Origin of the sequence: Paracoccus litorisediminis (genome assembly GCF_009711205.1) — a bacterium.
In the GTDB taxonomy this organism is placed as follows: Bacteria; Pseudomonadota; Alphaproteobacteria; order Rhodobacterales; family Rhodobacteraceae; genus Paracoccus; species Paracoccus litorisediminis.
This window is the reverse complement of record NZ_WMIG01000004.1, coordinates 174,398-187,918: the sequence shown is the minus strand read 5'-3', so window position 1 is coordinate 187,918 and position 13,521 is coordinate 174,398. Positions and strand designations below refer to the sequence as shown.

Genomic DNA, 13,521 nt, shown 5'->3' with positions numbered 1-13,521 from the left:
CTGAAAAGTGAGAGCAGGACTAGGATGCAAAGATAAGCGCGCGAAAAACCGATCCTTTCACCGCCGTCCTGAAGTCCAGACTTCCTGCCGCACCAAGGAGAGCGCATGACCGATACCGCAAAGGGCGCGAGCGAGAGCGCCACCGATACCGCTGCCGACGGTGTCGATGCGCTGCCCGCCCCCGAAGGTCCAACAGCGATCATCGAGACGGATTACGAAATCGGTCAGGACAATATCGCGCGTGAAGGTGTGCTGCCCTTTGATGTGCATCATGTCGTCTTCAGCGTCTCGGCGGTGACCATTGTGATCTTCACGCTGGGCACGCTGGCGCTGCAATGGTTCACGGCGCAGGCCGCGATCGACGGCGTGGCCCAGCCCAGCGGTTCCGAGTTGTTCTTCATCAGCCTCAGAGGCTGGCTGACCGGCAATCTGGACTGGTTCTTCATGCTGGCGGGCAATGTCTTTGTGCTGCTGTGTCTTTGCCTGATCCTGTCGCCCTTGGGCAGCATCCGGCTGGGTGGGCCGCATGCCACGCCCGATTTCACCCGCAACGGCTGGTTCGCGATGCTGTTTGCGGCGGGCATGGGGATCGGGCTGATGTTCTATGGCGTGTCCGAGCCGCTCAGCCATTACAGCGACGCCTATGCCGGGCAGGTGCTGGAGAACGGCGTCCGGGTCGACAGCGCACCGCTGAACGGGGCCGAGGGGAATGCGCTGGAATCGCGCCGGCTGGCGATGGCCGCGACCATCTTTCACTGGGGGCTGCACCCTTGGGCGATCTATGCCGTGGTGGCGTTGGCCTTGGCGCTGTTCAGTTTCAACAAGGGGCTGCCGTTGACCATGCGCTCGGTCTTTTACCCGATCTTTGGCGAAAGGATCTGGGGTTGGCCCGGCCATGTCATCGACATCCTTGCGGTCTTTGCCACGGTCTTTGGTCTTGCCACCTCGCTGGGCTTCGGGGCCGAGCAGGCGACGGCGGGGATGCATTTCCTGTTCGGGATCGGCGACGGCATGGTGACCAAGATCGTGCTGATCATCGCCATTGTCGCGGTGGCGACGATCAGCGTCGTGTCCGGCGTGGACAAGGGCGTGCAGATGCTGTCGCGCGCCAATATGCTGCTGGCGCTGGTGCTGCTGCTTTTCGTCATCCTGACCGGGCCGACGATCCAGATCGTCAGCGGCTTTTTCGCCAATCTCGCGGCCTATACCCGCGATCTGGTGCCGCTGTCGAACCCGTTCGGGCGCACCGACGACCAGTTCCGACAGGGCTGGACGGCGTTCTACTGGGCGTGGTGGATCAGCTGGTCCCCCTTTGTCGGCATGTTCATCGCGCGGGTGTCGCGCGGGCGAACGGTGCGGGAATTTCTGCTGGCGGTGCTGATCGTGCCCTCGATCATCTCGGTCCTGTGGATGACGGCGTTGGGCGGGACCGCGATCTCGCAATACCAGCACGGCATCGATCGCGTCGCCAATGCCGCGCTGGAGCTGCAACTGTTCGAAATGCTCAGCCATCTGCCGCTGCACGGCATCAGCAGCTTTGTCGGCATCGTGCTGGTGGTGGTGTTCTTCATCACCTCGGCGGATTCCGGCTCTTTGGTGATCGACACGATCTGCTCGGGCGGCAAGGTCCACTCACCGACCCCACAGCGCATCTTCTGGTGCGGCTTCGAGGGGCTGGTCGCGGTGGCGCTGCTGCTGGGGGGCGGGCTGACCGCTTTGCAGGCGATGGCGGTGTCCACCGGGCTGCCGTTTACCATCGTGCTTCTGGGCGCGGTCTGGGCGGTAATCCGCGGATTGATGGACGAAAGACGCGAGATCGCCAATGTCTGAGCCTATCAGGCAAGCATAAAAACGCAGACGGGCAGGCCACTACCTCTGCCCGTCCTTGTCATGAAGCCAAAGCGATGCGAAAAAGTCACAAACCCGTGCCCTTGACCAGCGACCCGAAAAGGAATTCCGGCCGATGAAAGACGACCTGAATGCCAGCGAAAAGCGGCTGATCGCGGCTCTGGACCGCATCGACAATTTCATCGACCGGACGGCCCTGCTGCGATCCGCGGTACCCGATGCGGGCGGTGGCGAGGCTGCTGCCGAATTGCAGGAAAGCCGCGCCCATAATCAGCGCCTTTCCGATGAACTGGCTGCACTTCGCGCCAGCCACAGTTCGGCCGTGGCGGGGTTCGAATCCCGCCTCAAGGTGATGAACGAACGTCTGGCCGAGGCCGAGGAGCGCGCCGTCGAACTGGCCGCCGCGAATGAGGCGCTGACCAGCGCCAACCGCGCCCTTGTCGAAGCTGACGGGCCCTTGGCCGAGGACGCGATCCGCCGCGCCCAGAAGGCCGAGATCGAATCGCTGCGCGCCGCCCGTCAGGCCGAACGCGGCAAGCTGGGCGAGATCATCGACACGCTTGACCGCATGTTGGGGGTGGGGCCGGCTGCCGGTCACACCGATCCCGAACCCGCACGGCCCTCTGATGCGGCAACGGATGTCGACATGGCCGATGCCGATGCCGCCGAAATGAGCGACGCCACAGATGAGCAGAGGGGCTGAAGCCATGGCCGAGGTTGAATTCTCGATCGGACACAAATCCTACACTCTGGCCTGCCAGGAGGGCGAAGAGCGGTTGCTGAAACGCGCCGCGAACCTTCTGGACACCGAGGCACAGGCCATTCTGGGGCAGGCGGGCCGGATGCCGGAACAGCGCCTGCTGCTGCTGGCCGGGCTGATGCTGGCCGATCGCACCTCGGCGCTTGAGGACAAGCTGGTCTCGGCCGAACGTGAGCTGGGGCGGCTCAAGGCCAATCCGCCGCGCCACGAGGTTCCGGTGGTCCCCGCCAGTCTGTCGGAAGCGATGGCCGAACTGGCCGCACGGGCCGAAGCCCTGGCCCAGAAGGCCGAGGAACAGCTGGCCGAGTGACCTTCGGCCCATAGAATAATCTTCGCCGCGTCCCTGCCGGGGGCGCGGCTTTTTCGTGCCGAAGGGGAAAATGATTCTCTTTTAAATCCGGGGCGAGTCCCGGATTCGGGCTGTGAAATGCGGCGCAATCCCGCCGGGCATCGCGAAATCAGCGCCACAAGTTGTTGAAAATTAATAACTTTAAAAACGATTGGTTTATTCGTCTTTTCTCTTGAAATAAACGAGTAACCCTGTCGTAATTACGGCGATGAGGGCCTGCGCCTCGACGGGAGAAGGAAGACCGCCATGATCCGCACCATTCGCGTGAACGACACCCAGCTGGCCCATGGCCGCGTTGTCCGCCGCCACCTTGATGGCCGCGTGACGATTCAGGACGGAACCAAAAGCATGACCGGCTATCCGCTGCGTCCCAGCCTTCTGGACCGCTGCTTCGGGTTCGGATCGCGTCGTGTTCTGGCCGCGCTGATGACGGTCGGTGCGCTGTCGCTGGCCGGTGGTGGTCAGGCTCAGGCCGAAAACACCCTGCTGAACGTCAGCTATGACCCGACGCGCGAACTTTACCGCGACGTGAACGCCGCCTTCGCCGCCAAATGGGAGGCCGATGGCAACAAGGCTCCGACCATCGAAACCTCGCATGGTGGTTCCGGCGCACAGGCCCGCGCGGTGATCGACGGGCTCAAGGCGCAGGTGGTGACGCTGGCCTTGGCCTCGGATATCGACAAGATCGCCGAGAAAGGGTTGCTGCCCGCCGATTGGCAGGCCCGCCTGCCGCACAACTCCTCGCCCTATACCTCGACGATCGTGTTCCTGGTGCGCGAGGGGAACCCCAAGGGCATCAAGGATTGGGACGATCTGGTGAAGGATGACGTTCAGGTCATCACCCCCAACCCCAAGACCTCGGGCGGGGCGCGCTGGAACTATCTGGCCGCATGGGCCTGGGCCGAGAAGAACGGCAAGGACCCGAAACAATTCGTGGCCGACATCTACAAGCACGTCCCCGTGCTGGATAGCGGTGCGCGTGGCTCGACCACGACCTTCACCCAGCGTGAGATCGGCGACGTGCTGCTGGCTTGGGAAAACGAGGCCTATCTGGCCCTGAACGAACTGGGCGACGATCAGTTCGACATCGTGGTGCCCTCGGTTTCGATCCTGGCCGAACCGCCGGTCGCGATCGTCGACAAGAACATCGCCGATGAGGAACAGAAGAAACTGGCCGAAGGCTATCTGAACTTCCTTTACTCGCCCGAAGGGCAGGCGCTGGCCTTCAAGCACTACTACCGCGCATGGGATGAAAGCGCCGCGAACCCCGAGGACGTGAAGCGCTTCCCGAAACTGGACCTCGTGACCATCGCCGATTTCGGTGGCTGGAAAAAAGCGCAGCCCGAGCATTTCGGTGACGGCGGCATCTTCGACCAGATCTATACCGGGATGTGACCGATGGCGCTTGCGATGCTCCGCGCGCAGAAATCCCCCATGCCAGGCTTCGGGCTTGGCATGGGAATTACTCTGACCATGCTGTCGCTGATCGTGATCCTGCCGGTCGCGGCGCTGCTGGCCAAGGGGATCAGCTACGGACCCGAGGGCGTCTGGAACACGGTCAACACGCCGCGGGTCTGGGCGGCGCTTTACCTGTCCTTCCGGCTGGCTTTCCTTGCCGCGCTTTTCAATCTGGTCTTCGGCACGCTGCTGGCCTGGGTGCTGGCGCGCTACGACTTTCCGGGTCGGCGCATCGTCGATGCCGTGGTTGATCTGCCCTTCGCCCTGCCGACCGCCGTCGCCGGGATCGCGCTGACCGCGCTTTACGCCCCGAACGGCGCTTTCGGCAGCATCGCCAAGTCGATGGGCCAGAAGATCGCCTATACCGAATGGGGCATCCTGATCGCGTTGATCTTCGTGGGCCTGCCCTTTGTCACCCGCACCGTGCAGCCCGTCATCGCCGAGATCGAAAGCGAGGTCGAGGAAGCATCGGCCACGCTGGGGGCAGGGCGCTTCTATACCATGCACCGGGTGATCCTGCCGATGCTGCTGCCTGCCGCGCTGACCGGTTTCGCGCTGTCGCTGGCGCGGGCGGTGGGGGAATACGGCTCGGTCATCTTCATCGCCGGCAACCTGCCGATGAAGACCGAGATCGCGCCCCTGCTGATCGTTATCAAGCTTGAGGAATTCGACTACGGCGGCGCGGCGGCCATTGGCATTGCCATGCTGCTGATCTCGTTCTCGATGCTTCTCGTCATCAATCTCATCCAGATCTGGAGCCGGCGGAGGATCGGACATGTTTGACAGTACCCTGAACGAGCCCTTCCTGGCCCCGACCGAGCGCGCCACCCATAAATGGCGCCCCGTAACCGAAGAATCCCCGCTGGTCCGCGCGCTGCTGATCGCCGTCGCGCTGGGCGGCTTGGCATTTCTGGTGCTGGCACCGCTGGCCGTGGTCTTTGCCGAGGCCTTTGCCAAGGGCGCGCTTGAGGCGGTGAAATCGCTGGCCAAGCCCGAGGCGCTGTCGGCGATCAAGCTGACGCTGCTGGTCGCGGCCATCGCGGTCCCGGTCAATGCCATCTTCGGTATCGCCGCCGCCTGGGTCATCACCAAGTTCGATTTCCGTGGCAAGGCCTTCCTGATCACGCTGATCGACCTGCCGTTTTCCGTCTCTCCGGTCGTCGCCGGTCTGGCCTTGGTGCTGCTTTTCGGCAGCAACAGCCTGCTGGGCGGTTGGCTGGTTGCCAGCGGCTTCCCGATCATCTTTGCGCTGCCGGGGATCGTGCTGGCCTCGGTCTTTGTTACCTTCCCCTTCGTCGCCCGTGAACTGATCCCGGTGATGATCGAGCAGGGCCGCTCCGAGGAAGAGGCCGCGCTGACGCTCGGCGCTTCCGGCTGGCGGGTGTTCCTGACCGTGACCCTGCCCAATATCAAATGGGCGCTGCTTTACGGCGTGCTTCTGTGCAACGCCCGCGCCATGGGCGAATTCGGTGCAGTCGCCGTTGTCTCGGGTAAGATCCGGGGCCAGACCGCGACCATGCCGATCACCATCGAGATGCTCTATAACGAGTATCTTTCGGTCGCGGCCTTCAGCATGGCGGGGGTCCTTGCGGCCCTGGCGCTGCTGACGCTGCTGCTCAAGACCGTGCTGGAATGGCGTCACGCCGACCAGCTTGCCGCAACCCGCCGTCACTGATTGCCCGAGGTTCCCATGCATATCGAGATCGACGAAATCGCCAAGAGCTTCGGCGCGACGACCGCGCTGCATCCGGTCAGCCTGGCCATTCCCTCGGGGGCGCTGGTGGCGCTGCTGGGGCCGTCCGGCTCGGGCAAGACGACGCTGCTGCGCATTCTGGGCGGGCTGGAATTCCCGTCCTCGGGGCGGGTGCTGTATGACGGGCAGGACGCCACCGGCATGTCGGTGCAGGAGCGCCGTGCGGGCTTCGTCTTCCAAAGCTACGCGCTGTTCCGCCACATGACCGTGTTCGAGAACATCGCCTATGGCCTGCGCGCGCGGCCCCGCCGCTCGCGTCCGCCGGAAGCCGAGATCGAGCGCCGCGTGACCAAGCTGCTGGAGCTGATCCAGCTGCCGCAGATCGCCAAGCGCTTCCCCAGCCAGCTGTCCGGCGGTCAGCGTCAACGCGTGGCCCTGGCCCGTGCCTTGGCGATCGAGCCGCGCATGCTGCTGCTGGATGAGCCCTTCGGCGCGCTGGATGCCCGCGTCCGCAAGGAGCTGCGCCACGGCCTGCGCGAGATCCACGACACCACCGGCCTGACCACGATCTTCGTCACCCATGACCAGGACGAGGCGATGGAACTGGCCGATCTGGTCGTCGTCATGTCCATGGGCAAGATCGAACAGGTCGGCCGTCCGCAGGACATCCGCGCCCGTCCCGCCACGCCCTTTGTGCGTGAGTTCATCGAGGCCTGACGGTCCGGATATCCCCCTGCCAAGGCCCTGCCACGAATGGCCGGGCTTTTCGTTTGCGCGATATCCATGCTGAAAAATTTATAAATATTATGCTATTTGGATAGGTTGAACTGAGCTGCCGTCCCGGTCTTCATTGACCGCGCGGGGGCATGATCCGGGCGCGTTCCCTTGCGCGGCACGGCGTTGCCACCCTCGCGTCCCATTTGACAGGATGTTATTTAGAAATGGCAAGAGTTCAGACCTTTCTTCCCTTTGATCAGAAGGAGGTGGACCTCAACGAACTTTATTGGGGCGATTCCGCTTTCTATAATAACCAAGATCTGGAGATTCTCGGGCGGACCTACGAGGACCTCCAGATGGTCAAGTATGACGTGGCCGGGCTTTACTTCCTCAACGTGGTTGCCGGGCATGGCTTGCGCGCCAATGGCAGGGGCGAGATCGTTTCGGGTACGGTCACGGGCTTTTTCCAGGCCGCTTCGATCAATGGCGAGGACTATTACGACCATCTCTACGTCACCGGAATCTCGGTCTCGGGGGCCGAGTTCTACCGGGCGACAAGCACTTCGGGCACGCAGGACGACCGCGAGTTGTTTGGCCGGGCATTGGCGGGCAATGACCGTTTCGATCTTGGCGGCTATCAGGATCGTGCACAGGGTTATGCTGGCAATGACCTGATGTTCGGCAATGGGGGCAATGATACGCTTGAAGGTGGACAGGGGGACGACAAACTGCTCGGCGGGGCGGGCGTCGACGGGTTGCTTGGCGGTGCTGGTCAGGATCAGCTGACCGGGGGCGCCGGCAATGACAGGTTGATGGGCGGAACAGGCACGGACCGGCTGACCGGCGGGGTGGGGGCCGATGCCTTTATCTTTGCGACGATCTCGGATCTTGGCCTGCGCCCTGGCACGACCGACACGATCACCGATTTCACCCGTGGGCAGGACAGGATCGACCTTTCGCGCATCGACGCCGCGTCCGGCTGGGCGGGGGATCAGGCATTCCAGTTCAACGGCCGTGCCGGAATCGGCATCTCGGGCCATGGCGAGGTGTCGTTCCGGACCTACGACCGGGCCGGCACAGCCGACGATATGACGGTAATAAGCATCGATGTAGATGGCGACCCCGCGGCCGAGGCGGTGATCCGCCTGAACGGTGTGCACAATCTGACCGCCAACGACTTCATCTTGTGAATCGTGCCGCACCCGGTTGGTCGGTCCTTTGCCTGTTCTGGGCGCGGCGCATTTCTGACGGGCGGGATTGATCGCACCCGTCAACCTTTCAGCTTGCAGTTCCCGGCGGGTCGATTCTAGGCTCTCGGTTCTGCGTCGCGGGCTCGCGCCAAGGCGCAACCGATAACTTCCGTCACCGACAGGAAGGCGATTTTTGGCAGGGGGTCGGTTCTGACCCTTGCGCCTTGGCTTGCCATGGCTATAACCCCGGTCGATTTATCAGCCGCCAGCCCGAGGATGCCGACATGCCGAAAAGAACCGATATCAAATCCATCCTGATCATCGGCGCCGGACCCATCGTCATCGGTCAGGCCTGCGAGTTCGACTATTCCGGGGCTCAGGCCTGCAAGGCTTTGCGTGAGGAAGGCTACCGGGTCATCCTGGTGAACTCGAACCCGGCGACGATCATGACCGACCCGGAAATGGCCGATGCCACCTATATCGAGCCGATCACCCCGGAAATGGTCGAAAAGATCATTGCCAAGGAACGCCCCGACGCGCTGCTGCCCACGATGGGCGGACAGACCGGCCTGAACACCGCACTGGCTCTGGCAGATGCGGGCGTCCTGAACCGCTACGGCGTCGAGCTGATCGGCGCGCAGCGCGCCGCCATTGAGATGGCCGAGGACCGCAAGCTGTTCCGCGAGGCCATGGACCGCATCGGGCTGGAAAATCCGCGCGCGACCATCGTTGCCGCGCCGAAGCTGTCGAACGGCAAATACGACATCAATGCCGGCATCGCGCAGGCGCTTGCCGATCTGGAAGAGATCGGCCTGCCGGCGATCATTCGTCCCGCCTTCACGCTGGGCGGCACCGGCGGGGGCGTCGCCTATAACCGCGACGATTACGAACGCATCGTGCGCTCGGGGCTGGAAGCCTCGCCCGTCGCGCAGATTCTGGTCGATGAATCGCTGCTGGGCTGGAAGGAATATGAATTCGAGGTCGTCCGCGACCGCGCCGACAACGCCATCATCGTCTGCTCGATCGAGAACGTCGATCCGATGGGCGTCCATACCGGCGACTCGATCACCGTCGCCCCCGCGCTGACCCTGACCGACCGCGAGTATCAGCGCATGAGGAACGGCTCGATCGCCGTACTGCGCGAGATCGGCGTCGAGACCGGCGGCTCGAACGTGCAATGGGCGGTGAACCCGAAGGACGGCCGCATGGTCGTGATCGAGATGAACCCGCGCGTGTCGCGTTCGTCCGCTCTGGCCTCCAAGGCGACCGGCTTCCCGATTGCCAAGATCGCGGCGAAACTGGCCGTCGGCTATACGCTGGACGAGCTGGACAACGACATCACCAAGGTGACGCCGGCGTCGTTCGAGCCCTCGATCGACTATGTCGTGACCAAGATCCCGCGCTTTGCGTTTGAGAAATTCCCGGGCTCGAAGCCGGAGCTGACCACGGCGATGAAGTCGGTGGGCGAGGTCATGGCCATCGGTCGCACCTTCCACGAGTCGCTGCAAAAAGCTCTGACCTCGATGGAGAACGGGCTGACCGGTCTGGATGAGATCGAGATCCCCGGCGCACCCGAGAAATCGGCGGTCATCAAGGCGATCAGTGCCCAGACCCCGGACCGCTTGCGCCTGATCGCGCAAGCCATGCGCGAAGGGCTGTCGGACGACGAGATCCAGCACGCCACCGCCTTTGACCCGTGGTTCCTGGCCCGCCTGCGCGAGATCGTCGATGCCGAGAACGCCGTGCGCGAAAACGGCCTGCCCAAGGATCTGGACGCGCTGCGCAAGCTCAAGATGATGGGCTTTACCGATGCGCGTCTGGCGAACCTTTCGGCCCAGTCGGAAGCCGCCGTCCGCAAGTCGCGCCGTGCGCTGGACCTGCACCCGGTCTTCAAGCGCATCGACACCTGCGCCGCCGAGTTCGAGGCCCAGACGCCCTACATGTATTCGACCTATGAAGCCCCGGCGATGGGCGATGTCGAAAACGAGGCCCGCCCCAGCGACCGCAAGAAGGTCGTGATTCTTGGTGGCGGCCCGAACCGCATCGGTCAGGGCATCGAGTTCGACTACTGCTGCTGCCATGCCTGCTTTGCACTAACCAAGGCTGGCTATGAAACCATCATGATCAACTGCAACCCGGAAACGGTGTCGACCGATTACGACACCTCGGACCGGTTGTATTTCGAGCCGCTGACGCTGGAGCATGTGCTGGAAATCCTGCGCATCGAGCAGGAAAACGGCACGCTGCACGGCGTCATCGTCCAGTTCGGCGGCCAGACCCCGCTGAAACTGGCGAACGCGCTGGAAGAGGAAGGTATCCCGATCCTCGGCACCACGCCGGACGCCATCGACTTGGCCGAAGATCGCGAGCGTTTCCAGAAACTGCTGAACGATCTGGGCCTGAAGCAGCCGATCAACGGCATCGCCTCGACCGACGCGCAAGCCATCGAGATCGCCGGTCGCATCGGCTTCCCGCTGGTCATCCGCCCCTCCTACGTGCTGGGCGGCCGCGCGATGGAAATCGTGCGCGACATGGACCAGTTGAACCGCTACATCCGCGAGGCCGTGAAGGTCTCGGGCGATAGCCCCGTCCTGCTCGACAGCTACCTGTCCGGCGCGATCGAGGTTGACGTGGACGCGCTTTCGGACGGCAAGACCGTCCATGTCGCGGGCATCATGGAGCATATCGAGGAAGCTGGGGTCCATTCGGGCGACAGCGCCTGCTCGCTGCCGCCGCACACGCTGGATGCTGCCACCATCGCCGAGATCAAGGTCCAGACCGTGGCCATGGCCAAGGCGCTGAACGTCGTCGGCCTGATGAACGTGCAGTTCGCGATCAAGGACGGCGTGATCTACGTGCTTGAGGTCAACCCGCGCGCCTCGCGCACCGTGCCCTTCGTCGCCAAGGCCACCGACAGCGCGATCGCGTCCATCGCCGCGCGCCTGATGGCTGGCGAGCCGATGTCGAACTTCCCGGCCCGCGCCGCCTACCCGGAAGGCGTCGGCCCGGAAACCGCGCTGCCCTTCGCCGACCCGCTGACGCTGGCCGACCCGAACACGCCTTGGTTCTCGGTCAAAGAGGCCGTGCTGCCCTTCGCCCGCTTCCCCGGCGTCGACACCCTGCTTGGCCCGGAGATGCGCTCGACCGGCGAAGTCATGGGCTGGGACCGCACCTTCGCCCGCGCCTTCCTGAAGGCGCAGATGGGCGCGGGGACGCAACTGCCCGATAGCGGTCTGGTCTTCGTCTCGGTCAAGGATGCCGACAAGTCCGAGGCCTTGGCCGAGGCCGCACGTGATCTGACCACGATGGGCTTCACCCTGATCGCCACCCGCGGCACCGCCGAGTTCCTGCGCGGGGCAGGGGTCGAAACTGTTCTGGTCAACAAGGTCTATGAGGGCCGCCCGAACGTCGTCGACCGCCTGAAAGACGGTGAAATCGTCATGGTCCTGAACACCACCGAAGGCACCCAGGCCATCGCCGACAGCCGCGAGATCCGGGCCGTCGCCCTGAACGACAAGATCCCCTACTACACCACTGCCGCAGGCAGCATCGCCGCCGTGGCCGCGATCAAGTCGCGCGGTGAAGGGGAAGTCGGGGTGCGCTCGCTGCAGGCCTGACGGCCTCTCCGCTATTCATGATGTAACACCGAAGGGCCTCTCATCTGAGAGGCCCTTTGTCGTTTCCGGTTCAGACCGATCGTTTATGTTGGTTGCAGTCAACCCGACCGGCCAATGTCGGTCGCTGCACCTGTAAAATGTGGCGCCGCTGATGGTCTCCGAACATGCTTCTGCGCCAAAGCGGACTGACGGCGGCGCAGTACCGCAATCGCGGCAAAACCGGATCAGCGGTCGTAGCTAAGGTCCTAACCCATCACGCATTCTTGGATTCAACCTGCGACGTGTTGGCCTGTTTTTGTCTTTCCGTAAAAACAGGTGAGCATGATGAGTCTTAGATCATTACAGACATTGGCCGTGTCGGCCGCTGTGGCATTCGCCATGCCGGCCTATGCGCAGGACGCGAAGAAGCCCAATATCCTCGTGATTTGGGGTGACGATGTCGGAATGTGGAACCTCTCGGCCTATCGCCGGGGGATGATGGGCGGCACGACCCCGAATATCGACCGCATCGCCAATGAGGGGATGCTGTTCATGGACCACTACGCCCAACCCTCCTGTACGGCAGGGCGGGCGTCCTTCATCACCGGCCAGTATCCGATCCGCGTCGGCCTTGCCACGGTCGGCCTTCCCGGCGCCGAGCAAGGCATGAACGCCGCTGACCCGACTTTGGCGGAACTGTTGAAACCGCTGGGCTATGCCACCGGCCAATTCGGTAAGAACCACCTTGGCGACCGCGACGAGCATCTGCCCACCGCGCATGGCTTCGATGAGTTCTTCGGCATCCTCTATCACCTGAATGCGGGCGAATATTACGAGGAATACGACTATCCCAAAGACCCGGCGGCGCTTGGTCTGGCCGAGGAACGCGGCATCATCCATTCCTGGGCTCAGGCCGATGGCACTCAGAAAATCGAAGACAAAGGCCCTTTCGGTGCCGAACGCCAGAAGACGCTTGATTCCGATTTCCTAGCGGAATCCAAGCGCTTCATCACGGATGCGGTCAAGGCCGACAAACCGTTCTTCGTCTGGCACAATACGATCCGGACGCACCTGCACACCCATTTGTCCGAGAAGTATCTGGGCAAAAGTGGCTACGGCCGCTATGCCGATGGCGTCATGGAGATGGACGACACCGTCGGCGAGTTGCTCAAGCTGCTCGACGACCTCGGCGTCGCGGACAATACCATGGTGATGTTCTCGACCGATAACGGCGCATATTCCGTGGCATGGCCGGATGGCGGCAACCACCCGTTCCGCGGCGAAAAGGGCGTCGGCGGCTATGAGGGCGGCTTCCGGGTACCGATGATGGTCAAATGGCCGGGCGTCATTCCTGCAGGTCGTACGACTGGCGAATTCATGACCATGGAGGACTGGATTCCCACGATCATGTCGCAGTTGGGCCAACCCGACGTGAAGGAAAAGCTGCTCACCAGCTATACGGCCGGCAACAAGACTTTCGAGAAGATCCATCTCGACGGCTATGATCAGACACCGCTGATCACCGCCACCGGCCCGAGTAACCGCAAGGAATTCCCCTACTTCACCGAAACCACGCTTCAGGGCGTCCGCTATGGCGATTACAAGCTGCTGTTCAAGTCTCAGGACGGCTGGTTCGGCGGCACAAGGCAGGACTTTGTCATCCCGCTGCTGATCAACCTCAAGCTGGACCCGTTCGAGCGTTTCACCCAGTCGCGCGGTTATGAGACCTGGCTTGAGGATCGCTCGTGGATGTTCAACCCGCTGATGCAGGTGGTCGCAGGGCTGGTTAAGTCGCTGCAGGAATATCCACCGCGCATGGCCAGTTTCGAGTTCGACATCGACGAAACGATGAAGGCGATTTCTGCTGGCGGGAAGTGATGCTTGAAGCAAGAACCCCCGGTCTAAGCGGG

10 protein-coding genes are annotated in these 13,521 nt (G+C 63.0%); all 10 read left to right on the top strand.

Annotation, left to right across the window (positions count from 1 at the left end; genetic code table 11):
• Window positions 1-105 precede the first annotated feature (105 nt).
• The 10 genes from GL300_RS10925 to GL300_RS10880 all read left to right on the top strand — a co-directional run bounded on the left by GL300_RS10925 (window position 106) and on the right by GL300_RS10880 (window position 13,489).
• Window positions 106-1,830, top strand: coding sequence for a BCCT family transporter (locus GL300_RS10925; protein WP_155039653.1), 1,725 nt, complete (start codon window positions 106-108; stop codon window positions 1,828-1,830).
• Between the two features lie 133 nt (window positions 1,831-1,963).
• The gene (locus tag GL300_RS10920) at window positions 1,964-2,551 is read left to right on the top strand and encodes a hypothetical protein (protein WP_211595038.1); all 588 of its coding nucleotides are present in this window, start codon (window positions 1,964-1,966) and stop codon (window positions 2,549-2,551) included.
• A gap of 4 nt (window positions 2,552-2,555) precedes the next feature.
• Window positions 2,556-2,918 (top strand): cell division protein ZapA, encoded by a 363-nt coding sequence (locus GL300_RS10915; RefSeq protein WP_155039779.1) that lies wholly within the window; start codon window positions 2,556-2,558, stop codon window positions 2,916-2,918.
• A gap of 465 nt (window positions 2,919-3,383) precedes the next feature.
• The gene (locus tag GL300_RS10910) at window positions 3,384-4,352 is read left to right on the top strand and encodes a sulfate ABC transporter substrate-binding protein (protein ID WP_170297659.1); all 969 of its coding nucleotides are present in this window, start codon (window positions 3,384-3,386) and stop codon (window positions 4,350-4,352) included.
• A 3-nt stretch (window positions 4,353-4,355) separates the two neighbouring features.
• Window positions 4,356-5,198, top strand: a complete 843-nt coding sequence (gene cysT, locus GL300_RS10905; protein ID WP_155039652.1) for a sulfate ABC transporter permease subunit CysT — start codon at window positions 4,356-4,358, stop codon at window positions 5,196-5,198.
• Window positions 5,191-6,090, top strand: coding sequence for a sulfate ABC transporter permease subunit CysW (gene cysW / locus GL300_RS10900; RefSeq protein ID WP_155039651.1), 900 nt, complete (start codon window positions 5,191-5,193; stop codon window positions 6,088-6,090). The genes cysT and cysW overlap by 8 nt, the downstream gene beginning before the upstream one ends.
• A 15-nt stretch (window positions 6,091-6,105) precedes the next feature.
• Window positions 6,106-6,825 carry a sulfate/molybdate ABC transporter ATP-binding protein gene (locus tag GL300_RS10895; protein WP_155039650.1) on the top strand — a complete coding sequence of 240 codons (720 nt, stop codon included), beginning with the start codon at window positions 6,106-6,108 and terminating at the stop codon, window positions 6,823-6,825.
• Window positions 6,826-6,974: 149 nt separating this feature from the next.
• Entirely contained in the window at window positions 6,975-8,015 is a 1,041-nt protein-coding gene (locus tag GL300_RS10890; protein WP_155039649.1) for a M10 family metallopeptidase C-terminal domain-containing protein, read from the top strand.
• A 284-nt stretch (window positions 8,016-8,299) separates the two neighbouring features.
• Window positions 8,300-11,632 (top strand): carbamoyl-phosphate synthase large subunit, encoded by a 3,333-nt coding sequence (gene carB, locus GL300_RS10885; protein ID WP_155039648.1) that lies wholly within the window; start codon window positions 8,300-8,302, stop codon window positions 11,630-11,632.
• 324 nt (window positions 11,633-11,956) lie between these two features.
• The gene (locus GL300_RS10880; protein WP_246195147.1) at window positions 11,957-13,489 is read left to right on the top strand and encodes an arylsulfatase; all 1,533 of its coding nucleotides are present in this window, start codon (window positions 11,957-11,959) and stop codon (window positions 13,487-13,489) included.
• The last annotated feature ends 32 nt before the right edge of the window (window positions 13,490-13,521 follow it).

Excerpts from the sequence above, each read along its gene's own strand:
- carB (WP_155039648.1), top strand. The coding sequence starts at position 8,300 with ATGCCGAAAAGAACCGATATCAAATCCATCCTGATCATCGGCGCCGGA.
- GL300_RS10910 (WP_170297659.1), top strand. The coding sequence starts at position 3,384 with ATGACGGTCGGTGCGCTGTCGCTGGCCGGTGGTGGTCAGGCTCAGGCC.
- GL300_RS10925 (WP_155039653.1), top strand. The coding sequence starts at position 106 with ATGACCGATACCGCAAAGGGCGCGAGCGAGAGCGCCACCGATACCGCT.
- cysW (WP_155039651.1), top strand. The coding sequence starts at position 5,191 with ATGTTTGACAGTACCCTGAACGAGCCCTTCCTGGCCCCGACCGAGCGC.
- cysT (WP_155039652.1), top strand. The coding sequence starts at position 4,356 with ATGGCGCTTGCGATGCTCCGCGCGCAGAAATCCCCCATGCCAGGCTTC.
- GL300_RS10920 (WP_211595038.1), top strand. The coding sequence starts at position 1,964 with ATGAAAGACGACCTGAATGCCAGCGAAAAGCGGCTGATCGCGGCTCTG.
- GL300_RS10890 (WP_155039649.1), top strand. The coding sequence starts at position 6,975 with ATGATCCGGGCGCGTTCCCTTGCGCGGCACGGCGTTGCCACCCTCGCG.
- GL300_RS10915 (WP_155039779.1), top strand. The coding sequence starts at position 2,556 with ATGGCCGAGGTTGAATTCTCGATCGGACACAAATCCTACACTCTGGCC.
- GL300_RS10895 (WP_155039650.1), top strand. The coding sequence starts at position 6,106 with ATGCATATCGAGATCGACGAAATCGCCAAGAGCTTCGGCGCGACGACC.
- GL300_RS10880 (WP_246195147.1), top strand. The coding sequence starts at position 11,957 with ATGAGTCTTAGATCATTACAGACATTGGCCGTGTCGGCCGCTGTGGCA.